Annotated in this window: 24 protein-coding genes; 11 read left to right on the top strand and 13 right to left on the bottom strand. The window is 73.2% G+C overall.

Annotated elements, in window-relative coordinates; translation table 11 throughout:
- Position 1: 1 nt before the first annotated feature.
- From O7610_RS06795 to O7610_RS06780, 4 genes are read left to right on the top strand one after another with little or no spacing between them, the layout of a single operon-like run.
- Positions 2-514: an aromatic-ring-hydroxylating dioxygenase subunit beta gene (locus O7610_RS06795; RefSeq protein WP_281555586.1), complete on the top strand. Its 513-nt coding sequence runs from the start codon at positions 2-4 to the stop codon at positions 512-514.
- 7 nt (positions 515-521) lie between these two features.
- Entirely contained in the window at positions 522-1,751 is a 1,230-nt protein-coding gene (locus O7610_RS06790; RefSeq protein ID WP_281554873.1) for an MFS transporter, read from the top strand.
- A gap of 4 nt (positions 1,752-1,755) precedes the next feature.
- Positions 1,756-2,148, top strand: coding sequence for a carboxymuconolactone decarboxylase family protein (locus O7610_RS06785; RefSeq protein ID WP_281554872.1), 393 nt, complete (start codon positions 1,756-1,758; stop codon positions 2,146-2,148).
- Positions 2,138-2,677 (top strand): hypothetical protein, encoded by a 540-nt coding sequence (locus O7610_RS06780; protein WP_281554871.1) that lies wholly within the window; start codon positions 2,138-2,140, stop codon positions 2,675-2,677. The genes O7610_RS06785 and O7610_RS06780 overlap by 11 nt, the downstream gene beginning before the upstream one ends.
- Here the strand turns inward: O7610_RS06780 and O7610_RS06775 are convergent.
- The 6 genes from O7610_RS06775 to O7610_RS06750 all read right to left on the bottom strand — a co-directional run bounded on the left by O7610_RS06775 (position 2,617) and on the right by O7610_RS06750 (position 7,193).
- Positions 2,617-3,276: a flavodoxin family protein gene (locus O7610_RS06775; protein WP_281554870.1), complete on the bottom strand. Its 660-nt coding sequence runs from the start codon at positions 3,274-3,276 to the stop codon at positions 2,617-2,619. The two genes, O7610_RS06780 and O7610_RS06775, sit on opposite strands and share 61 nt — an antisense overlap.
- Positions 3,277-3,388: 112 nt before the next feature.
- A complete protein-coding gene (locus tag O7610_RS06770; RefSeq protein ID WP_281554869.1) occupies positions 3,389-4,051 on the bottom strand; it encodes a nucleotidyl transferase AbiEii/AbiGii toxin family protein in 663 nt (220 codons plus the stop codon).
- Positions 4,048-4,407, bottom strand: a complete 360-nt coding sequence (locus O7610_RS06765) for a hypothetical protein (RefSeq protein ID WP_281554868.1) — start codon at positions 4,405-4,407, stop codon at positions 4,048-4,050. The genes O7610_RS06770 and O7610_RS06765 overlap by 4 nt, the downstream gene beginning before the upstream one ends.
- 39 nt (positions 4,408-4,446) lie before the next feature.
- On the bottom strand, positions 4,447-5,928 hold the full coding sequence (gene rox, locus O7610_RS06760; protein ID WP_281554867.1) for a rifampin monooxygenase: 1,482 nt from the start codon (positions 5,926-5,928) through the stop codon (positions 4,447-4,449).
- A 218-nt stretch (positions 5,929-6,146) separates the two neighbouring features.
- Complete coding sequence (locus tag O7610_RS06755; protein ID WP_289212838.1) at positions 6,147-6,761, bottom strand: hypothetical protein; 615 nt, start codon at positions 6,759-6,761, stop codon at positions 6,147-6,149.
- 75 nt (positions 6,762-6,836) lie between these two features.
- On the bottom strand, positions 6,837-7,193 hold the full coding sequence (locus O7610_RS06750; protein WP_289212837.1) for an ArsR/SmtB family transcription factor: 357 nt from the start codon (positions 7,191-7,193) through the stop codon (positions 6,837-6,839).
- On the opposite strand from O7610_RS06750, the gene O7610_RS06745 reads away from it, so the two are divergent.
- Positions 7,192-8,271: a cation diffusion facilitator family transporter gene (locus O7610_RS06745; protein ID WP_289212836.1), complete on the top strand. Its 1,080-nt coding sequence runs from the start codon at positions 7,192-7,194 to the stop codon at positions 8,269-8,271. The genes O7610_RS06750 and O7610_RS06745 overlap by 2 nt on opposite strands.
- 6 nt (positions 8,272-8,277) lie before the next feature.
- Here the strand turns inward: O7610_RS06745 and O7610_RS06740 are convergent, their stop codons facing one another.
- Positions 8,278-8,694 (bottom strand): FBP domain-containing protein, encoded by a 417-nt coding sequence (locus tag O7610_RS06740; protein WP_289212835.1) that lies wholly within the window; start codon positions 8,692-8,694, stop codon positions 8,278-8,280.
- A 131-nt stretch (positions 8,695-8,825) separates the two neighbouring features.
- On the opposite strand from O7610_RS06740, the gene O7610_RS06735 reads away from it, so the two are divergent.
- Entirely contained in the window at positions 8,826-9,431 is a 606-nt protein-coding gene (locus tag O7610_RS06735; protein ID WP_289212834.1) for a TetR/AcrR family transcriptional regulator, read from the top strand.
- An 84-nt stretch (positions 9,432-9,515) separates the two neighbouring features.
- Positions 9,516-10,214, top strand: a complete 699-nt coding sequence (locus O7610_RS06730) for a S1 family peptidase (RefSeq protein ID WP_289212833.1) — start codon at positions 9,516-9,518, stop codon at positions 10,212-10,214.
- Positions 10,215-10,245: 31 nt separating this feature from the next.
- Here the strand turns inward: O7610_RS06730 and O7610_RS06725 are convergent, their stop codons facing one another.
- Both O7610_RS06725 and O7610_RS06720 read right to left on the bottom strand, forming a co-directional pair.
- Entirely contained in the window at positions 10,246-11,229 is a 984-nt protein-coding gene (locus O7610_RS06725) for a threonine/serine dehydratase family protein (protein ID WP_289212832.1), read from the bottom strand.
- Between the two features lie 59 nt (positions 11,230-11,288).
- Positions 11,289-11,609: a hypothetical protein gene (locus O7610_RS06720; protein WP_289212831.1), complete on the bottom strand. Its 321-nt coding sequence runs from the start codon at positions 11,607-11,609 to the stop codon at positions 11,289-11,291.
- A 182-nt stretch (positions 11,610-11,791) separates the two neighbouring features.
- Here O7610_RS06720 and O7610_RS06715 point away from each other — a divergent pair, with 182 nt between their 5' ends.
- Positions 11,792-12,838 (top strand): S1 family peptidase, encoded by a 1,047-nt coding sequence (locus O7610_RS06715; RefSeq protein ID WP_281554859.1) that lies wholly within the window; start codon positions 11,792-11,794, stop codon positions 12,836-12,838.
- A 35-nt stretch (positions 12,839-12,873) separates the two neighbouring features.
- Here the strand turns inward: O7610_RS06715 and O7610_RS06710 are convergent, their stop codons facing one another.
- A complete protein-coding gene (locus O7610_RS06710; protein ID WP_289212830.1) occupies positions 12,874-15,597 on the bottom strand; it encodes a hsp70 family protein in 2,724 nt (907 codons plus the stop codon).
- A 57-nt stretch (positions 15,598-15,654) separates the two neighbouring features.
- Positions 15,655-16,065, bottom strand: coding sequence for a YunG family protein (locus tag O7610_RS06705; RefSeq protein WP_289212829.1), 411 nt, complete (start codon positions 16,063-16,065; stop codon positions 15,655-15,657).
- Between the two features lie 185 nt (positions 16,066-16,250).
- On the opposite strand from O7610_RS06705, the gene O7610_RS06700 reads away from it, so the two are divergent.
- Positions 16,251-16,895, top strand: a complete 645-nt coding sequence (locus O7610_RS06700) for a thymidine kinase (protein WP_281555584.1) — start codon at positions 16,251-16,253, stop codon at positions 16,893-16,895.
- Between the two features lie 9 nt (positions 16,896-16,904).
- Here the strand turns inward: O7610_RS06700 and O7610_RS06695 are convergent, their stop codons facing one another.
- The gene (locus tag O7610_RS06695; RefSeq protein WP_281554856.1) at positions 16,905-17,915 is read right to left on the bottom strand and encodes a Rossmann-fold NAD(P)-binding domain-containing protein; all 1,011 of its coding nucleotides are present in this window, start codon (positions 17,913-17,915) and stop codon (positions 16,905-16,907) included.
- Positions 17,916-18,031: 116 nt separating this feature from the next.
- On the opposite strand from O7610_RS06695, the gene O7610_RS06690 reads away from it, so the two are divergent.
- Together O7610_RS06690 and O7610_RS06685 are read left to right on the top strand one after the other, a co-directional pair.
- A complete protein-coding gene (locus O7610_RS06690; RefSeq protein WP_289212828.1) occupies positions 18,032-19,831 on the top strand; it encodes an acyl-CoA dehydrogenase family protein in 1,800 nt (599 codons plus the stop codon).
- Between the two features lie 157 nt (positions 19,832-19,988).
- On the top strand, positions 19,989-20,993 hold the full coding sequence (locus tag O7610_RS06685; protein ID WP_281554854.1) for a TerC/Alx family metal homeostasis membrane protein: 1,005 nt from the start codon (positions 19,989-19,991) through the stop codon (positions 20,991-20,993).
- 22 nt (positions 20,994-21,015) lie between these two features.
- Here O7610_RS06685 and O7610_RS06680 read toward each other — a convergent pair whose 3' ends face one another.
- Positions 21,016-22,029, bottom strand: coding sequence for a tyrosine-type recombinase/integrase (locus O7610_RS06680; RefSeq protein WP_281554853.1), 1,014 nt, complete (start codon positions 22,027-22,029; stop codon positions 21,016-21,018).
- Between the last annotated feature and the right edge of the window lie 4 nt (positions 22,030-22,033).

Genomic DNA, 22,033 nt, shown 5'->3' with positions numbered 1-22,033 from the left:
GATGATCACCGAGCTGACGGTCGACGACGAGGCCCAGGTGCGGCTGTGGCACCGGGTGAGCCAGTTCCTCTTCCGGGAGGCGCGGCTGCTCGACGAGTGGCGGCTGCGCCAGTGGTACGACGAGATACTGACCGCCGACATCCGCTACTCGGTGCCGGCCACCGACGTGCGGGGCGACACGGCCGACGCGCTCGGGCTCATCGACGACGACGCCGCCCGGCTGCGCCAGCGCATCGAACAGCTACTCAACGGCGAGGTGTGGTGCGAGAACCCCCGGTCGCGGACCAACCGGATGATCACAAACGTGGAGATCCTGGCCGACCGGGGCACCCACCTCGACGTGGCGGCGAACGTCGTCGTGCACCGGTTCGGGCACGGACGCTCCGACGCGTACGTCGGCAAGTACCGGTTCGAACTCGTCGTCGACGGCGGGATGTTCCGGGTCCGCCGCCGGCTCGTCGTGCTCGACCACGAGACGCTGTACGAGCACGGCAAGCTCAGCATCATCCTGTGACCGGCCAGTGACGGCGGCCACCCCGGGCGGCGCCCCACCCGTCGCCGCCTTCGGGCCGCCGGGTCTGCCCCGCGAGGTGTACGTCCTCAGCGTCGTCGGTGGCTGCGTCATGCTGGGCCTGGGACTGGTGCTGCCGGTGCTCCCGGTGTACGCGGCGACGTTCGGGGCCGGGCCCGCCCAGATCGGCGCGCTCGTCGCCCTGTTCGCGTTGATGCGGCTGGCCACCAGCCCGTTCTGCGGCCGGCTCGCAGCTTGGTTCGGCGAACGGCGGGTCCTGGTCGCCGGCCTGCTGCTGTGCGCGGTCTGCTCGGCCCTGGCGGCGTTCGCCGGATCGTACGGGCAGCTGCTCGTGTTCCGCGGCCTCGGCGGCGTCGGCTCGGTGCTGTTCTCGGTGTCCGCGCTGGCGACACTGCTGGCGGTCGCCCCCGCCGACCAGCGGGGCCGGGCCAGCGCCGTGTTCGAGGCCGGCTTCCTGCTCGGCGGCATCTGCGGGCCCGCGCTCGGCGGGCTGCTCGCGCTCATCGCCCTGTCCGCGCCGTTCCTGGTGTACGCCGCGCTGCTGCTGGCCGCCACGGTGCTGACCCTGGCGGTGCTGCGGACCGACGCGCGCCACGGCACGGACCCGGGCCGTGCCGCAGTCCGGCTGCCGGTCCTGCTGCGGGACCGGCGCTACCTGGTGGCCTGTACGGCGGCGCTGGCGCAGGGCTGGGTCCTTTTCGGACTACGCAGCGCGCTGGTGCCCACGGTGGTCGTCGCGTGGGGACACGACGTGGCCTGGGTCGGGTGGGCGTTCACCATCTCCGCCGTCGTCCAGGCGTTGCTGATCGTCCCGGCCGGCCGGGTCGTCGACCGGGCCGGGCGGCGCCCCGCCATGATCGCCGGCACCGGGGTGGCCGCGACGGCGATCACCGCCCTGGTGTTCGTGGACACCTACCCCTGGCTCGTCGTCGGACTCTGCGCGTACGCGGCGGGATCAGCTCTGCTCAACGCCGCGCCGGCCGCGCTGATCGGTGACGTCGTCGCCGGCCGGGCCGGCAGCGGCGTCGCCGTCTTCTCGATGTGCACCGACGTCGGCGCCGTCGTCGGCCCGGTCGTCGTCGGGCTCGTCGCCGAGCAGGCGGGCGCTGCGGCCGCCTTCGGCAGCGGCGCCGCGCTGCTGGTCGTCGCCTTCGCGGCGGCGTGGACGTTGACCACGGTTCGACCGACGACCGCTGTCCCACCGACCCGAAGGAGTTGATCACATGGACCGGCCGGCTGCCCGACGTGACCGGGGCGAGGCCATGTTCCAGCAGGTCTTCGGCCGCGAACCGCGCCCCGGTTCCTACCCGGAGTTCCTGCAGATCACCGTCGACCACCTGTTCGGCGAGATCTGGACCCGCCCGCACCTGAGCGTCGAGGAACGCGAACTGGTCGCGTTGACCGCGGTCACGCTGGCGCGCACCGACTGGGAGCTGCGCGGCCACATCGGTGCCGCCATGCACCTCGGGATGTCGCGGGAGAAAATCGTCGAAGTCATTATTCAGCTCGCCTACTACGGTGGCTGGCCGGTCGCCAACAACGGGTTGCGCGTCGCCCAGGAGGTCTTCGCCGAGCTGGACGGCGTCACCGGGAAGGACCCGGACGATGACCAGTGAACCGTCCGCACTCGACCCGGCCGAGAAGGTCGACCTGTGGCGCCAACGGTTCTTCGAGGCCCAGGCGGCCGCAGAGGAGTTCATCCTGGGAGAACACGGCGAGGAAGGCCTGGCCGCGTGGATCCAGGCAAACTCGCGCATCACCGCGGAACTGCTGCGGGCGCAACGGCCCGCCGGAGTGTCCGCCACCGACCACTTCATGACCCGGCTGCAGCGTCAACTGTTGCTGTACGACTCGGCGGTGACCCGCGAGCCACAACCCTCGGGCACCGTCCTGCGCAACGCCGACTGCGGGATCCTTCGGTACCGCAGACGGGCCGCCCGCGCCGGCGTCGTGCTGACGTTCTCGTCGCCGTGCCCGTACTGCCAGAAACTCAACACGGCGATCGCCGCCCGCTACGTGGAACCGGACGTCACGGTGTCGTGCGACCAGGCCGGCGACGGGTGCACCTGGCGCGCGGAGTCCGCTCACCCGCCGGAAGGCGACGACGCGGCCGGGTCGCCGCAGCGGGGCCGGACCGGCGGTTGAACCACCGGCAACGCCGTCCGCGCGTCCGCCGGTGACCGGCTGACGTCGAGTGTCATGGCGAGCTGCCGGCCCACCGCCACACACAGGTCGACCGCCGCGGTACGGGTCAGGTCCTGATGCTCGCCCTGGGCGACGCACGCCGACGCCACGTTCCTGTTCCGTAGCCGCAGGTACCACGGGAACAACGAACCCAGCGCGGGCTCGGTCAGCATCGTGCGCGAATGCACGATCGTCCCCACCAGCAGGTTGCCGAACGGGCGCTGCCCGGCGTTCATGAAACTCTTCAACCGCTCCTGGAAGATCTTCAACACCGCCGGTACGTTGCCCGCGTACACGGGCATGGCGAGCAGCATCGCCTGCGCGCCCTCGGCCAGGTCGACGACCTGCGCGAAGTCGTCGTCGAGTGTGCACCGACCCACCTCGGGGTCCAGGCAGGTGTCCTCGCCCTCGCACATCGCGATGCGATGGTCGATCAACCGGATCCGCTGGATCCGCGCGTCGCTGACCTCCCGGACGACACCGCTGATCGCCGCCTCGAGCAGCGCGTCGGTCAGCGACGGCAGACGCTTCTGTGTGCAGGACAACGCGATGATCTTCACCCGAGGGGCCTCCCCTGTCCGCTCAGCGCCACGGTGGACCGGCCACCTGACCATGCGTACGTGGCCGCTCACCGAGACAGCCCCAACCTACCGGGCCGCCTGCCCGCTTGGGTCAGGGCGCAAACCTCGGCCAGGTGGAGAAGCAGTGGCGAATCTCGTTGACCTGTGTCGCGGTCAGCCCATAGATCTCGCGGAAGACGGCGTCGTCCATCCGGTCCAGCCGCTGCATGGCATCGGTGAAGTCCTCCTCGGTCAGACCAGAATCCGCCTGCCGGGCGAGCTGGATCAGCCGATTTCTGGAGTAGCGGGCTAGGGCGGCGGCAGTATCGATGTAATCGCGAGGGGCAGCCCGGGTAGCGAGTGCCACCACCTTTGAGGCAACCACGTCATCAAGGTGCAGCACCGGCCCGATCTGCATCATGACCGGCTGGTGGTGCCGGTCGAACCGCACCATCTGCAGCCGCACCGTCTGGTCCCCGCGACGCACCTCGCACTCGACGAGATCATGCTCGAAACCGTCGAAGACGTCGCCGAGGTCGGCTGAATCCGTGACCGCCTCGACGTGCAGTCCAGCACGACTCAGGGTCGACATCACCAGGTCGGCAGCCGCGGTGACCCCACCGGACTGGTCCGTGAACAGGTCGACGTCTTCGGTCGGCCGGTCCACCACGCCGTATGCGATCAGCGCGTGTCCGCCTGCTAACGCGAAGCCGTGTCGCTGGGCCACGGCGAGCGCCAGCCGTGCCACCTCGGCCTGGAACTCCTCTGATGTCACGCGGCGGCGGGCTGGTGGGCGCTGCGCAGCTGCGGGTGCCGTTGCTCCCAGGCCTGTCTGACGCCACGTGGAACCCACAGGTCCGGCCAGAGCCGGACCAGCGTCGGGCCGTGCAGCCAGGTGACCAGCTCGACCGGGGTGACCGCCTCGACCAGGACGGTTTCGTACATCCACCGCAGCAGTGCGGGGTTGTCGAGGTTGACCCGGCGGTCGGGCTGCCAGTGCAGCCGATGCGGCAACTCGACGACGCCACTGACTGGTCCGCGCAGCTGCGCGAGGTCAGCAACGACTGCCGCGCGACGACCCGGCCGAGCCAGGTACGGCACGATGCCACCCTCGGCTTCGCTGCGTCTCACGTCATACAGGGTAGCGGGCGATCCCGTCGCGAGCTGGCCCTACGGTGTCGACGCGGCGGGCCTGAGCCGGTTGTCGGCTACGCCGAACCAGCGGGGCAGGTGGTGGAGCAGATCCTGCTGGTCGTCGCCGACCCAGGCCACATGGCCGTCGGGACGCAGCAGGACGGCGGCTACGTCCAGGTCGTCGCTGGCGTCGACGACGTGGTCGACCCGGTCCACCCAGCCGGTGACCGACAACCGGCCGGTCTGGTCGAGCAGCAGTCCACGGCCGCCACGCGTCAGCTCGTACAGGCGGCGGCCGCCGGTCAGCGCTACGTCGCGCAGCCGCCGGCCGAGCAGGTCGTGGGCTGAGCCGCCACCGCCGTCGCCGTCCTCGCCGCCGACGTCGTAGCGGATCCCGATGGCGGTGACCTTCTCGATCAGGCGGCGGTTGACCTCCTCGATGTCCATCAGCTCGGCGAGCAGCCGGCGCACCGCCTGCGGGCCCGGCTCGGTGGACAGCAGTTCCATCTGCGCCCGGGTGTTGTCCAGCACGGCGGCCGCCACCGGGCGCCGTTCGGTGTGGTAGCTGTCGAGCAGCCCGCCGGGCGCCCAGCCGGCGACCTCGGCCGCGAGTTTCCAGCCGAGGTTGAGCGCGTCCTGGATGCCGAGGTTGAGGCCCTGGCCGCCGAGTGGCGGATGGATGTGCGCGGCGTCGCCGGCCAGCAGGACCCGGCCGACCCGGTAGCGCTGCGCAAGCCGGGTGGCGTCACCGAACCGGGACAGCCAGCGCGGTGAGTGCACGCCGAAGTCGGTGCCGGCGGTCACCCGCAGTTGCCGGGCGAACTCCTCGATGGTCGGTGCGACGCTACGGTCGGCGGCCACCCCTGCGGCGGGCACCACCAGCCGGTACACGCCGTCGCCCAGCGGCGCGGCCCCGAACCGCTTCTCGGTGACGCGGACCTCGGCGACCACGGCGGCGACGGTCTCCGGCGCTACGGCCACCGTCATCTCGCCCAGCAGGGTGTCGACCCGGGTCGGTTCGCCGGGAAAGGCGACGCCGAGCAGGTTGCGCACCGTGCTGCGGCCGCCGTCGCAGCCGACCAGGTAGCGCGAACGCAGCCGGGTCCCGTCGGCCAGTTCCGCGGTCACCTGACCGTCGTCTTGGCGCAGGCCGACCAGTTCGCAGCCGCGCCGGATCTCGGCACCGAGTTCGGTGGCGCGTTCGGTCAGCAGGCGGTCGGTGACGGGTTGCGGGATGGCGAGCACGTACCCGTGCGCGGTGTCCAGCCGGTCCGGCGCGGGTTTGTCGATGCCGGCGAAGCCGCCGAACGGATACCGCTGGCCGTACGCGAGGAACCGGTCCAGCAGGCCACGCTGGTCCATGATCTCGATGCTGCGCACATGCAGGCCGCCCGCGCGGACGTGGCTGGTCGGCTCCGTGTCCTTTTCCACGACGAGTACGGACACGCCGTGCAGCCGTAACTCGCTGGCCAGCATCACACCGGTCGGCCCACTGCCGGCAATGATGACGTCGAACATTCGGTTCCCCCATTTCTGCGATCAGCCATCCGGGCAGCGTCGATCAGCGGACACACGTACGTGAATCCGCGCGTTTTCGCAGCTGACGGCTTCGGTCGCACATTCTGCGCCGCGACCCGGGTCTTGCCGCAAGGCCCCCTATGCGATATACGTTGAATACGGCGAGGAACGGTTGCTTCCTTGCCGTATTCAGTCGGCCTCGCGTGTCGTACGGAGGGCTACGGTCGGCCGTCGAGGAACATCCGCAGTCGGGTCAGGGTCTGCTTGTCGTCGCCGGGCAGGTGCCCGTTGACCGCGCGGCACACCCAGCCCAGGCGCGATGCCACCCGGGTCGCGGCCACCAGGTCGCCGGTGAACCGTTCGGCGTACGGCGCCAGGTAGGCGTCCCGGAACGGCGAGGTGTCGACCGAGTCCCGCACGTCGTCGAGCCCCCACGCCAGCCCACCGTCGAGGGTGACCGACAGGGTGAGGAACGGGTGCGACACGCAGGCGTCGCCCCAGTCCATGATGAGGTGGCGGCCGTCGCGGACGAAGACCTGCGCGTCGTGCAGGTCGTCGTGCTGCAGCAGCTCCGGCAGCCCGTACTGCGCGAGCTCGGCGCACAGGTCGGCCACCATCGGTGCCGCGTCGCGGAACCGTCGCTCGGCGCCGACGACGTCGATGATCCGTGCGTACGCCTGCGGCAGGGTGGCCAGCCGCCGGTCGGGCACGCCGAGGGCGAGCAGGTCGTCGACGTCGTCGGCCAGGTCGAGCTGCACCGCGGCGAGCCGGCCGTCGATCCAGTCCCGCACCCAGGCCAACCACTGCGGATCCCGCCACCGTCTGTCATCCACGGCCGGTGATGCTAGTCAGCCGTCGACGTCGGCCGACACTCGTTCTAGCCGGCCGGGCCAGCCGGCAATGTGGGATCAGTCGTGGTCGGGGGTTCCGGTCAGGTAATGGTCGGCGGCGTACAGGGCCTCGGTGACCAGGCGGCGGACGTGGCCGCCGCGTGCCCGGTAGAGCACCCGGCGGCCGTCACGGCGGCTGGCGACCAGGCCGGCGAGCAGCAGTTTCGCCAGGTGCTGCGACACGGCGGGCCTCGCGGCGCCGACCGCCGCCGCGAGGGTGCCGACGTCGTGTTCGCCGTCGCGCAGCTGCCACAGCAGGCGTAGCCGGGTCGGGTCGGCCAGCATCTTCAACGCGGTCACCGCCGTGTCGACCTGCGCGCCGGTCGGTTGCTGCTGCCCATCCGTGGCACCTGCAGCGTTGTCGCGTGCGTACATGAGCACGTATTCTGCCATCGCCATGGACCACGACCACCACCGTCACGACCACCACCCGCACGGTCACCGGCATCCGGTGCGGCGGGCCTGGTGGCGACGGGCGCTGCACCGGCTCACCCCGCACACCCACGACACCGCCGCCAAGGTCGACGACTCCCTCGAAGCGTCCCGCGACGGACTCCGCGCCCTGTGGATCTCCCTGGCGGTCCTCGCCGCCACCGCCGCCGCCCAGGCGGTCATCGTCGCCGCCTCCGGCTCGGTTGCGCTGCTCGGCGACACCCTGCACAACGTCACCGACGCGCTGACCGCCGTACCCCTGGCGATCGCGTTCCTGATCGGCCGGCGCGCCGCCACCCGCGCCTACACGTACGGGTTCGGCCGCGCCGAGGACCTCGCCGGCGTCGTCATCGTGGTCGTCATCGCCGGCTCGGCGATCGCCGCAGGCTGGACCGCCGTCGACCGGCTGATCCACCCGACGTCGATGACCCACGTGCCGTGGGTGGCCGCCGCCGGGGTCGTCGGCTTCGCCGGCAACGAGATCGTCGCCCGCTACCGGATCCGGGTCGGCCGGCGCATCGGCTCGGCCGCGCTGGTCGCCGACGGGCTGCACGCCCGTACCGACGGATTCACCTCACTGGCCGTCGTCGCCGCAGCCGGGGGCGCGGCGGCCGGCTGGCAGTGGGCCGACCCGCTGGTCGGCCTCGCGATCACCGTCGCGATCGGGTACGTGCTGCGTGACGCCGCCCGCGAGGTGTACCGGCGGCTGATGGACGCCGTCGACCCGGCCCTGGTCGACATCGCCGAAACGACCCTGCGCGCGGTGCCCGGCGTCCGCGACGTGACAGCGGTACGGCTGCGCTGGATCGGCCACCGGCTGCACGCCGAAGCCGACCTCGTCGTCGACGCCGACCTGAGCCTGCTCGCCGCGCACGAGGTGGCCGCCGACGCCGAACACCAGCTCACCCACGCCGTACCCCGGCTGGTGTCGGCGACCGTGCACACCGACCCGGCCGGGCACGCCGGGGCGCACCACCACGTCACGTTGTCGCACCGCCGCCGGGCCGCGACGCTGCGGTAGAAGCTGTCAGCCGGTCACCTTGGCGACGAACGCGGCGACGGCGGCCCGGGTCCGGGCGGTCTTTTCTTGCAGGGTCAGTGATTCCGGCAGCCTGGCGCCCGGCCCCGGGTCCTTCCTGCCGCGCACGTACAGCGAGCAGGCGAGGTCGCCGCACAGGTAGGTGCCGACCGAGTTGCCCTGCTGGCCGGCCCGGCCCGCCTTCGGCGCGACCATGAACGACACCCCGGCCTGCGGCGCGGTCAGGCAGATCGAGCACATGGAGCGCCGCAGGTGGCGGGCGGCCGGATCGGGGCAGCGCAACGCGACCGCCGCCGGACGGCCCGCCAGCTCGGTGACCAGGTAGGCACGGGCCGGCGACTGCGGGTCGCGCCAGCCGAGGAAGTCCAGGTCGTCCCACGGCCGGCCGGCGAGGTCACGCGGCACGTACAGGCGTTTCGTCTCCCCCTTGTGCAGTTGACGAACGCGGCGCGGATCTCCTGCTCGGTCAGTGGTGTCATACCGGCCAGGCTAGTTGCCTAAAGGTATTAGGCAAACGCATAATCAGTGTCGGTTCGATGGAGGAGGCGATACGGATGGCGCGGGCCGGACTGAACGCGCAGCGGTTGACCACGGCCGGCGCGGAGCTGGCCGACGAGATCGGCTTCGACCAGGTGACCGTCTCCGCGCTGGCCCGCCGCGTCGGCGTCGCCGTGGCCAGCCTGTACGCGCACGTCCGCGGCTCCGACGACCTGAGGACCCGGATCGCCCTGCTCGCCCTGGCCGAGCTCGCCGACCGGGCCGCCGACGCCGTCGCCGGCCGGTCCGGCAGGGACGCGCTGGCCGGGCTCGCCGACGCCTACCGCGACTACGCCCGCGAGCACCCCGGCCGCTACGCCGCCGCCCGGCTGCGGCTCGACCCGGCCACCGCCGCAGCCAGCGCCGGCGGCCGGCACACCCGGCTGCTGCGCGCCGTGCTGCACGGCTACCGGATGCCCGAACAGGAACAGACCCACGCGGTACGGCTGATCGGCGCCACCATCCACGGCTACCTCGACCTGGCGGCCGCCGGCGGGTTCAGCCACAGCGACCCAGACCCGCAGGACAGCTGGCCCCGCATCCTGGACGCACTCGACGCGTCGCTGCGCCACTGGCCCGGCGCGCCGACGGATGTCGATGTGTAGGCAACCGCCTGGTGTATTAGCAACCCGGCTGACACGAGGATCGATCCATCCAGATCGGACGAATCGATTCCCGCAGGAGGACGCATGATCGTGCCACCCCTGTCGATCCGCCGGATCGGCGCGGCGTTCGCGGCCGGCACCGTACTGGTCGGTGGTCTGCTGGCGAGTCCGGCGGCCGCTGCCGCCGGGCCCGCCCCCGAGCTCGGCGGTGAGGCCGCCCTGGCGCTGGCCGACCGGCTGGGTGACCGGTCCGCCGGGGCGTACCGGGACGAGGTCACGGGTGACCTGGTGGTGACCGTGACCGATGAGACGGCCGCCCGGGTGGTCCGGGCCGCGGGTCGGGTGCCCCGGACCGTCGACGGAGTCGCCAACGCCGGCACCACGGTGGCCAGCAGCTTCCCCGGCAACGACTACGGCATGGTCCGCTGGGACAACCCCAACGCCAACCGGCCCGGCGCGGTCAACATGTACAACGGCAGCACCCGTGACATCAGTCGGGCCGGCAACCCGTACGTCGGGCAGGCGGTCGGTGCCAGCGGCAGTACCACCGGGCTGACCCGGGGGTCGGTGAACGCTGTGAACGTCACGGCGAACTACTCGGCCGGCGCGGTGAACGGGCTGTTCCGGACCAACCTGTGCACCGCCGGTGGTGACAGCGGCGGCGCGGTGTTCGCCCACAACACAGCCCTGGGCCTGCACTCCGGCGGAGTTGTCGGCGCGTGCATCTCCTTCCACCAGCCGGTGACCGAGGTGCTCGCGGCGTACAACGCCCGGGTGTACTGACCGGCACCGGTGACGGGCCCGGCCCGTCGGATCAGCCGGTCAGGTTGAACCGACGGGCCCAACCGGTCAGATCGGCGACGGTGACGTTGCCGCCGCAGACCACCAGGCCGAGCCGGACGTCCGGGCCAACCTGGTCGACCACCCGGCGCGCGGCCGGCAGCAGACACCCGGCCGCCGGCTCTGCCCACACCTTGGCGTGCTCGGCCAGGTCCAGGCTGCCGCGCACCGCCTCCGCGTCCGACACCACCAGCACGTCGCTGACCAGCTCGGTGACGTGGTCGTAGGTCAGCTGCGACACCGTCGGCGCGCTCAACGTCGACACGATCGACGACAGTTCCACCGGCACGGGGCCGCCGTGCCCGCAGGCCTGCGCCATCGCCGACGCGCCGTCGGTCTCCACCCCCCAGACACGGACGCCGGGCCGGCGGGCGCGCAGCGCGGCCGCCACCCCGGAGATCAACGCGCCGCCGCCGACGCTGACCAGCACGTCCGTCGGTGCCGTCCGGTCGTCGGCGAACGCGTCAGCGGCGAACTCCAGACCGACGGTGCCCTGCCCGGCGACCACCACGGGGTCGTCAAAGGGATGCACCATGGCCAGCCCTTCGGCCCGCAACCGCGACGTCAGGTCGAACGCCTCGTCCATGGTGTCGACCACCCGCACCGTCGCCCCGGCGGCGGTGGCGACCTCCACCGCCCGCTCCGGCGCGGAACGCGGCATCACCACCGTCGCCTTCACGTCCAGGGCCTGCGCCATCACCGCCACCGCGATGCCGTGGTTGCCGCCGCTGACCGCCACCACGCCGGCCGCCCGCTGCCCGTCGTCGAGGGTCAGCAGCTTCGCCGCCGCGCCCCGCGCCTTGAACGACCCGGTACGCTGCAGCAGCTCCAGCTTCGCCGTCACCGGTACGCCGAGCAGCCCGGACAGGCCGGGGCTGGGCACCGTCGGCGTCCGCACCACATGGTCGGCGATCCGCCGCGCCGCCGCCTCGATCTGCGCGACGTCAATGATCATCATGCCCTCCGGGTGCACTGGTCAGCAGCGCTACCAGTATGCCCACCGGTACGGCGACCCGTTCACCCGCGCCGGGCCACCTCGTTCAGCACCACGGCGGCGGTCAACAGCGCCGTCGAGCCGAGCAACGGGACATGCCCGGCCAGGCGGGACCGGATGTCACCACCGTCGTCCGCCTCCCGGCGACGCCGTTGCGGCGTCGACAACGCCCCCCACAGCACCACAGCGATCGAGGTGGCGCCCAGCCCCATGACCACCAGCGCGGTCCACCGCTGTCCCATGTTCAACTGCCGCGCGACGGCGAACACGGTGAGTCCGACCGCGACGGCCACGACCACGGCCGCCCCGGCGGCGAACAACGAGTCCCGGTCCGGTCGCGCCATGTCGCCATTGTGGCAGGTCCACTCGCCACGGCCCGGGGAGGCGGCACCGGTCAGCGTCGGGCACGTGGCCGGAAGTCGCCCACAAATGGGCAATGGCACGGTGTGCAGCGCCGCCGCCAGCGGCGATGATGATCGCCGTCCTGACCGGACATCTCACGTTCACCAGATCGCAGGAGGACTGTGTGAGGGATCTATCCACGCCGATCAGACAGATCGGCTCCGCGCTGGCCGCCACCGCCGTACTGGTCGGTGGTCTGCTGGCGAGTCCGGCGGCCGCTGCCGCCGGGCCCGCCCCCGAACTCGGCGGTGAGGCCGCCCTGGCGCTGGCCGACCGGCTGGGTGACCGGTCCGCCGGGGCGTACCGGGACGAGGTCACCGGTGACCTGGTGGTGACCGTGACCGATGAGACGGCCGCCCGGGTGGTGCGCGCCGCGGGTGGGGTGGCCCGGACCGTCGAGCGTGGTGCCGATGATCTGGCCCGGGTCACTGGTGCCCTGTCTCGGTCGGCGGCTGTGCCGGGGAGCAGTTGGTACGCCGACCCGGTCAGCAACCAGGTCGTGGTGTCCGTCGACGCGACCGTCACCGGTACCCGGCTGGCGCTGGTCGAGGCGGTCGCGGCCCGCTTCGGCGACGCGGTCCGCGTCGAACGCGTCGCCGGCACGGTGGAGACCACCGCCGCCGGCGGCGACCCGGTCTACTCCAACGGCCGCTGCTCGCTCGGGTTCAACGTGTACGACAGCGCCGGCCGGCCGGGATTCCTCACCGCCGGGCACTGCACCGAGTCGCGTACGCAGTGGATGGTCGACGGGGTCACCAACGCCGGCACCACGGTCGCCAGTAGCTTCCCCGGTGACGACTTCGGCCTGGTCCGCTGGGTCGACACCACCGTCAACCGGCCCGGGGCGGTCAATCTGTACGACGGGACGCTGCGGGACATCACCGGCGCCGGGAACCCGTATGTGGGGCAGACGGTCAGCAAGAGCGGCAGTACCACCGGGGTCACCACCGGCCCGGTCGTCGCAATCAACGTCACCGTCAACTACTCGGCGGGTCCGGTGACCGGGCTGTTCCAGACCAGCCTGTGCGCGGACAAGGGCGACAGCGGCGGCGCGGTGTTCGCCGGCAGCACCGCACTGGGTCTGCACTCGGGCAGCAACCGGGCCGAGTGCCGGGCCTACCACCAGCCGGTGGCCGAGGCGCTGTCGGCGTACGGGGTCAACGTCTACTGACCGTGGCCTGAGTGGGCGGCCCGACGGCCGCCCACTCAGCCGAGCCCGGTCACGGACAGCACCCGCACCTGATGGTCGGCGGTGACCACCGCGACGGTGTCGCCGCTGACCATCGCGTGTGTCACCCGGTTGTCCACCAGGTCAGTGCCGACGTCGACCGGTGCGGTCCGTCGACCGGTCGCCGCGTCCCACACGGACACCTGCGGCACGGCGGTCCTCGACGCCGTGTCGATGCGGTGGCCCAGCACCACCACCCAGCCGTCGGCCACCGCCGCCGCCGACCGGGTGTCGTCGGCGGCGGTGATCTCCCCGCCGTCCTCGTCGAGCAGGCAGAAGTCGTCAACTGTGTCGAACGTCTGGTCACCGAAGACGAGCCCGGCCGGCGCCGCGTACCAGTTGTCCTCGAATCCGAACTCACTTGTGCGGTTCCACTTCTCGTCGCCGGTGCCGATGTCGACGGCGATCGTGCGGTACGTGCCGCCGTCGACCGCCGCGCACACCAGTCGCTCCCCGCACGGTTTGACCAGTTCGATGGTGTCACCGGCCGGCAGCGGCACCTCCCACGCGCGGGTGAAACCGTCGAGGTCGTACGCGGCCAGCACAGCCCGTCCCGGCGACGCGCCGTCGGACAGCCGGCCGATCGCGAGTCCTTCGTAGACGGTCCACGCGTCGTGGTCCAGCGGCAGGTCGCCGCTGGCGATCGGGTCGCCGTCGCCGGTGTCCAGCACGAACCCCCGGCCGCTGCCCTCACTCAGCTCGACGAAACGGCCCGGCTCGGCGTACCGGTTGTCCCGCAGCCCGTACCCGGCGGGCGGCAGCACCCCGGCGTCCTCGACACCTTCCGTGCCGGTCCACCGGGTCGCCGCCCGGATCCGGGACGCGTCGAGGACCAGCAGGTCATCGTCGGGGGCCTCGCGTCGCCACCGCTGCTCCCCAGTGGTCAGGTCGATCCGGGCGACCGCGTTGTCAAAAATGCCGTCCTTGATCTCGACGATCACGTCGGTGCCCAGCCGGACCACGTCGGTAAGGTCCTGCCAGCTGCGTTTCCACCGCACCGTGCCGTCGGCGGCGTCGAGCACGACCCGCATGTCGTCGCCGCCGTCGGTCGCCGAGTCTGCGGCGTCGACGATGAGCAGCCCACCGGCGGCGGTGAGCCGCACCTGCGTCGGTTCGACGTCCACCGTGGCGGTCCAGGCCGGGTCGCCGCCGCCGGCCGGTACCGCGGTGACGGTGGTGCCGCCGACGGCGACCGCCGCGTACACGGCGAGGTCACCGGCGACGGTGACCGTCGACCCGCCGGTGCCGGCGGGCAACGTCACCTGGTGGATCTCGGTCAGGCCGCCCGCGGTGTCCCCCGTCCCGCCGCCGTCGTCGTCGTCGCCGAGCAGGCCACCGAACAGGTTGGTGTCACGGGGCCCGCTACCGTCGCCGGTGAACTGGTCGAGCAGCCAACCGTTGGTCAGGCCGATCCCGGCGGCCAGCGTCACCGCCACGGCGCCGGCGACCGCCGCGACCACCCGGCCGCGACGCCGCCGACGTGCTGGCGGCGACGGCAGATCGCCGCCAGCCGCCGGTGTGGTGGGTCCGGGCACCGGTGGGCCTGGCTGCGCAAGGTACGGCGCGGTCGGGCCCGGCCCGGTCGGAGCGGCGGTCGACGGCGCCGCGACATCCGTCGACGGCGTGTGGTGCAGCGCACCGTACGCCACCGGCAGCTCCGGCTGCTCCGGCACCGACGGGGCGACCCCGAGTCGGGCGTGCAACCGGCTGGCGACCAGCGGCATCCGGCTGGCCCCACCGACCAGCAGCAGCGCGGCCAGCCGCGCCGGGTCGACCCCGGCCAGCTGCAGCACCCGGCGGGTCTCGTCGACCGCCCGGTCGACCAGCGGCCCGGCGACGCGGTCCAGCTCCTCCCGGGTCAGATGCATCGGATCGTCGCGCCCGGGCACCGCCACCGGCGCCGCCGAGGCCCGCGACAGCATCTCCTTCGCGGCCCGCACCTCGGACCAGAAAGCGAGCCGGTCACGGCGGTCGGCGCCGGTCACCGGCCGGCTGAGCCGCTGCCACAGCTGCGGGTCGCGGACCGCGACCAGGTGGCCAAGGTGGGCGACCAGCGCCTCGTCGATGTCGAGCCCGCCGAGGTCGTCAAGCCCGCCGGTGGCCAGCACCCGCAGCCCGCCGGCTCCACCTACCGCAGGCTCGTTGCGGACCACCGCCACGTCGAGGGTGCCGCCGCCGAAGTCGAACACGGCCAGCGTGCCACCCGGCGGTACCTGCCGGCCCAGCACCCGGACACAGTAGGTGGCGGCCGCGATCGGCTCGTCGAGCAGCCGCACCGGGCCCAGCCCTGCCGCCGTGGCGGCCGCGCGCAGCAGGTCCCGACGCGGGGCGCCCCAGTCGGCGGGGCAGGTCAGCACGGTGCCGCAGGCCGGATGCACACCGGCGGTCGCGGCCTCGGCGGCGACCCGGCGCAGGGTCACCGCCAGCAGCTGGGTGACCGGCAGCTCCCGGTCACCCAGCAGCACCGAGCCGTCGTCGACGCGCCGTTTCGGGTGCGGCTCGAACCGGTGCGGCTCCCCGGCGGCCAACCGCTGCGCGTCACGTCCGCTGTGGACGCCACCGGCGGCGTCGATACAGACCCCGGAGGCCAGCAGCGGAGTGCCGTCGAACAGCAGCGGCCGGGGTGGCTCGTCGCCACGGCGGACCACCGCGACGGTGTGTGTGGTGCCCAGGTCGACGGCGAGCCGTACCGGTCCGTTCACGGTCCTGATGTCCTCTCCCGGGATTGCGCCGGCGTGCGTACGCCGCCGGCGGGGATGCTATCGGCCGGCCGCCACCGTCGTGTCGGCGCCGAGCTGCTTCAACACCCGGGTACGCAGCGTCTCGTACTGTTCGCGGCAGCGGCGCGGCGGACCGTCCGGCCGGTCGACGACCGTACCGCTGCTGATCCGCTCGTGCGGGCCGAACTGGTCGCGGGTCAGGTCGATCTCGACCACGCCGAGCCGGTTCCACCAGTGCCGGCCGGTCCGCCGCCCACCGGTGCTGACCTCCCCGACCAGCAGCTCACCGCCGAGCAGGTCGTGCAGCACCAGCGCGGTGACGCCGCACTGGCCGCGGGCCGGGTTGCCGGCGTGCCAGTCCGCCAGGTCGACCGGATCGCAGGTGTCGGCGGACCATGCGGTACGGATGACACGTTCGATGTGGGTGAGGGTCCAGGTGCGGGGGAACATGGCGGCAGATCCTGCCACAGTGGTCCGACATCGCCGCCCGGCCCGGGTCGACCCGGCAACACCGCCTGACCCGACATCGCGACCCGGGCCGCCGGTGCCGGCGGTAACGGCTAGTAAGCTGCCCGGTCGTGACCGACGACAGTCAGCCGAGGACGGCCGGGCCGGCCGGCGGCGACCAGTCCGCGTTGGCGACCGCCTGCCTGGCCGCCGGTGACGGACGGCTGCGGCACGGGGCGGCGTTGAAGTTCTTCTGGGGTCCGATGGACTGCGGCAAGTCGACGCTGGCCCTGCAGATGGACCACAACCACGCCCGGCAGGGCCGCCGGGGTCTGGTGCTGACCCGCAACGACCGGTCGATGGGGCCGCAGGTGACCACCCGGATCGGGTTGGCCCACTCGGCGATCGAGGTCACCGACGACCTGGACCTGGTGGCGCTGGTGCGCGGCCGGTGGGCGGACGGCACCCGGGTCGACTATCTGATCTGCGACGAGGCGTGTTTCTACACCGTCGACCAGGTCGGGCAGATGGCCGACCTGGTCGACGGCTACGACGTCGACGTGTTCGCTTTCGGGCTGGCCAGTGACTTCCGGTCGGTGCTGTTCCCGGCCGCGCAGCGGCTGTTCGAGATCGCCGACGAGGTGTGCCGTATCCAGGTCGAGGTGCTCTGCTGGTGCGGCCGGCAGGGCCTGCTCAACGCCCGCGTGGTCGACGGTGTGGTGGCCCGCCACGGCGAGCAGGTGGTGATCGGTGACACCGTCGACCACTCCGAGGTGCGGTACCAGGTGCTGTGCCGGCGGCACCACCGCACCGGCGACCTCGGCCCCGGCTAGCCGACCCCGTCAACTGGCGGACGGATCCGGTTCGGCGGCGGCGAGCAGCGCGGCCTCCTGACCTGTGTCGAGCCCCAGCGGCGGCAGGTCGGTCCGCAGCGCCGGACGATGGTCCACGCCGGCCAGCCAGGCCCAGGTGTCGGCCACCGTCTCGGCCGCCGGCCGGCAGCGCAGCCCGGTGGCCAGTGCCCGGGACACGTCGCCGTGGTGCAGCGCGTCGTGCAGCTCACCCGGGGGCAGCCAGATCGGCAGCTCCGTCCAGGGCGCGACACCGGCGGCGGCCACCACCGCCGGGTCGACCCAGCGTAGCCGGGTGGACGCCCCGGTCACGTCGACGCAGTGGGTCAGCAGCTCGCCCATCGTGGTGTGGCCGCGCGGGCTGACCACGTTGACCGGCCCGCCGACACCGGCGGCGGCCGCGTCGAGCAGCCAGGCCGCCAGGTCCCGGGCGTCGACGTACTGCAGCGGCAGGTCGGGCGGCCCGGGGGCGGGCACGTCGCCGCCCCGGGCGACGCGGTGCAGCCACCACGGCAGCCGACCGACGTCCTCGTACGGGCCGAGGATCAGCCCGGCCCGGGCCAGCAGCGTCCGGTCACCGAAGGCGGCGACCGCGGCGAGTTCACCGCCGCGTTTGGCGCGGGCGTAGGTGACGTCGCCGCCGTCGTCGGCGTCGGCGTCGACCAGCGGCCCGGTCTCGTCGAGCCCGGCCGGCGGCGGGTACGCGTACACCGAGCGGCTCGACACGTACGTGTAGTGCCCGACCCGGTCGCGTAGCAGCCGGGCCGCGTCGCGGACCACCGACGGCGCGCCGGCCCAGGTGTCGACGGCCAGGTCCCAGTCACCGGTGCGCAGCGCGGCGAGACCGTCGGCGACCGTCCGGTCGCCGACGAGCACCTGCGCGCCGGCCGGCGCCGGCCGGTGGCCGCGGTGCAGCAGGGTGACCGCCCAGCCGCGGGCCAGCGCGTCCTCGACGACGCACCGGCCGACGAACCCGGTGCCGCCCAGCATCAGCAGTCGCATACCACCACTGTGCCGTCCGGCCCGACGACGCGGAAGACCGTCACGCTGCCAGCGAAACCCACCACAGGTTACCGTCGGGTAGTAACGGCTGTGCGTGGCGAGGAGGATCGATCATCGTGGACCGGTACGTCCAACCTGTGCCCGCCCCCGGCGACCCGTACCGCACCGACTGGCTGCTCGACCGGTGGCTGCGCCGCCGGATCGACCCGGCCGCGCACACCGCCGCCCGGCCCCGGCTGGCCGCCCTCGCCGCCGACGTCACCGGCCCGCTGCGGGCCGCGCACACCGACGCCGAGCAGCACCCGCCCCGGCTGGTCCGCTACGACCCGTGGGGCCGGCGCGTCGACCGGGTCGACACCTGTGCCGGCTGGCAGCGGCTACGGGCCGCCGCCGCCCGGCACGCCCTGGTCGCGCTGCCGTACCGCGCCGACACCCGCGCCGCCTTCGGCCCGGACGCCCGGGTGGTGCAGCACGCCCTGCTGCACCTGTACGCGCCGGAGTCGGCGACGTTCTCCTGCCCGGTGGCGATGGCCGACGGGGCCGCCGCGCTGCTGCGCCACCCCGACGTCGACCCGGCGGTCCGCGACACCTGGCTGCCCCGGCTCACCGCCACCGACCCCGCCGCCGCGATCACCAGCGGCCAGTGGATGACCGAAGCCCAGGGCGGCTCCGACCTGTCCGGGTCGACCACCGTGGCGCGCCCCGACGACGACGGCGGCGACGGTTGGCGGCTGACCGGCGAGAAGTGGTTCTGCTCCGCGATCGACTCGGCGGTCGCGGTCGCCCTGGCCCGCCCGGTCGGCGCCGTCGGCGGCAGCCGCACGCTCGTGCCGTTCCTGGTGCCCCGCTACGCCGCCGACTCGCCGCTGGCCGCCGCCGGCACCGACCCGCACGCACCCGCCCCCGGCGTGCGGGTGCACCGGCTCAAGGACAAGCTCGGCACCCGGGCGCTGCCCACCGCCGAGGTCGGCCTGCGCGACGCGTACGCGCTGCCGCTGGGCGACCCCGCACGGCCCGGCCTGGCCCGGGCGATGACCCTGGTGGTGGTGACCCGGCTGCACAACGCCTCCGCTGCGGCCAGCGGGATGCGCCGCGGTCTGGCGTACGCGCACGCCTACGCCACCGCCCGCCGGGTCGCCGGCGGCCGGCTGGTCGACTCCCCGGCGCACCGTGGCCTGCTCGGCACCCTCGCCGTCGACGCCGCCGGCGCGTTCGTCCTCGCCGGCCACGTGTTCGACCTGCTCGGACAGGTCGAGGCCGGCGTCGCCGGCCGGTCGACACCCGGCGGACCGGACGCCACCGCCGAGGTGGACCCGGCGGCCGAACTGCGGCTGGCCGCACCGCTGGCGAAGCTCGCCACCGGCCGGCTCGCGGTCGCCGCCGCCAGCGAGTACGTCGAATGTTTCGGCGGCGCTGGTTACGTCGAGGACACCGGCGTGCCCCGGCTGCTGCGTGACGCCCAGGTGCTGCCGATCTGGGAGGGCACCACCACGGTGTTGGCGTTGGACGCGCTGCGGGCGGTGACCCGCGAAAAGGCCGCCGGGCCGCTGCTGGCCCGGGTCGACCGGGCGGCCGCCACCGCCGCCGACCCCGAGGTGGCCGCGGCGCTCACCGACGCCGCCGGGCGGCTGCGTACGGACCTGGCCCGGGTCGCGGCCGACCCGGGTGGGGCCGACACGGCAGCCGGCGCGCGCCCGCTGGCGCTGCGGACGGCGTACACGTTGGCCGCCGCGCTGCTCGTCGACCTGGCCGACGAGCCCGGTGTCGGGGGATCCGGTCGCGGCACTGACGCGGCGGGTTCCGACGAGACCGACGCCGCCCAGGTGGCGGCCCGGCTGTGGGCCCGACGCTGGCTGGTCGGTGCCGACATCGCCGCCGACGCCCACCGGCACCTGGAACTGCTCAGCCGGACCTGAGTCCCGTCGCCCGGGCGGGCCGGCGGCCATGAGCAACCGAGCCTGCGCGTCCGCGCATCACCCGGCGGCCGGGCATCGTAGCGCAACGTCCCGGATTGTCCACCAATGTCGTGTGTCGGCGCGCGCGACGCCGCCGACAGGGTGCACGATCTCTGACATGGGTTCGCTGGAGATCGGCCCGGGCGTGTGGGCCGTCACGCTCGTCGTCATCATCGCGTTGCTCGCCCTCGACCTGGCGGTAGCGGCGATCCGACCGCACGCCGTCGGCTTCGGAGAGGCGGTCGCCTGGTCGGTGTTCTACGTCGCGGTCGCCGTCGTGTTCGGCCTGGTGTTCATGGCCTGGGCCGGCGGCGACTACGGCACCGAGTACTTCGCCGGCTACCTGGTGGAGAAGAGCCTGTCCGTCGACAACCTGTTCGTCTTCGTCATCATCATCAGCACCTTCGCCGTTCCCGAGGAGCACCAGCACAAGGTGCTCACCTTCGGCATCATCGCCGCGCTGGTCATGCGGGCGATCTTCATCGCCGCCGGCGCCACCCTGCTGAACCTGTTTTCCTTCATGTTCCTGGTCTTCGGCCTGCTGCTGATCTTCACCGCCGTGCAGCTGTTCCGGCACCGCAACGAGGACCCGCAGGTCGACGACAACGTGCTGGTCCGCGCCACCCGCCGGGTGCTGCCGGTGACACCTGACTACGTCGACGGGCGGCTCGTCACCCGCCTCGACGGTCGCCGTGTCGTCACCCCACTGTTCATCGTGCTGGTCGCGATCGGCAGCACCGACCTGCTGTTCGCCCTCGACTCGATCCCCGCCGTGTTCGGTGTCACCCAGCAGCCGTACATCGTCTTCGTCGCCAACGCCTTCGCCCTGATCGGGCTGCGGGCCCTGTTCTTCCTGGTGAAAGGCCTGCTGGACCGGCTGGTCTACCTGTCCACCGGGTTGGCGCTGGTACTGGCGCTGATCGGCGTCAAGCTGGTGCTGCACTGGGGCCACACCCTCGACGACCGGGTCCCCGAGGTGCAGACCCCGGTGTCGCTGGGGCTGATCCTGGTGATCCTCACCGTCACCGTCGTCGCCAGCCTGGTCAAGGTCCACCGCGACCCGACCGCCCGCGCCCACGCCGGTTCGCTGCGCGGCCACGACGACCAGCAGCGGCAACGGTGACCTGCAGGATCCGGTGAGACGCTCAGCCGGACCTGGCGACGCGGGCCGCCCGCGCCGCCGCGATCCGGTACGCCGGGTCCCGGTCCAGGTTGTACCGGTCCCGGTCGTACCGACGGGTGGTCCGCGGATCGGCGTGACCCATCGCGTCCTGCACGTCCTCCAGCGGCACCCCTTCGGCGCGGGCGGTGGTGGCGAACGCATGCCGCAGCGAGTGCGGCGACAGCCGGTCCCACGCCGGCAGACCGGCGGCCCGGGCCAGCCGCCGGACCAGCCGGAACACGGCGTGCCGGTCCAGCCGCGCGCCGCTGGCGGTGGCCAGCAGCGGGCCGTCGAGCGCATCGGCCGCGACACCGGCGGCGCGGGCCCGGACTGCCAGGTACGCGTCGAGCACCGCCGCCGTGTCCGGCGCCAGCGCCCGGCGGCGGGCCCGGCCGCCCTTGCCGACGAACCGGACGCTGCGGTGCCCCCGCTCGTCGCCGACGTCGGCGACGTCGAGGCTGACCAGTTCACCGACACGCAGCCCCAGGTCGGCCAGCAACGCCAGCACGGCGAGGTTGCGCGCACCGCTCGCCCCGGTGTCGGCGCGGGCCGCCGCGAACAACGCGTCGACCTGGTCGGGGCTCAACCCGACGGTCGCCGAATGGTCCCGGTCGATCCGCGGCCGGTCCGCGTCGGTCACCGGGTTGGCCGGTACCGCCCGCAGCCGCACCAGGAACGCGTACCAGCTGGACATGGCGGACAGTTTGCGGGCCACCGTCGCCGGGGTCAGCAGCCGGCCGCTGCGCGGATCGACGGTGGCCTCCAACGTCCGGGCGTAGGCGTTGACGTCCAGGAACGACGCCTGCAGCGGGTCGAGCCCGGTGGCGGTGCACCACGACAACCAGCCGGTCACGTCCCGGCGGTAGGCGGCCCGGGTGTGCTCGGACAGCCGACGGTTACGCAGCCACGCCTCGGTGAAGTCGACCGGGGCGGTGGCGGCGGGCAGGCCGCGGTCGGCCGGCCGGGGGACGAGACCGGGGGTGGTGGGGCGACGCATCGCA

Origin of the sequence: Solwaraspora sp. WMMA2065, from assembly GCF_030345075.1 — a bacterium.
In the GTDB taxonomy this organism is placed as follows: Bacteria; Actinomycetota; Actinomycetes; order Mycobacteriales; family Micromonosporaceae; genus Micromonospora_E.
The sequence above is the reverse complement of the archived record's forward strand: the minus strand, read 5'-3'. Positions and strand labels throughout refer to the sequence as shown.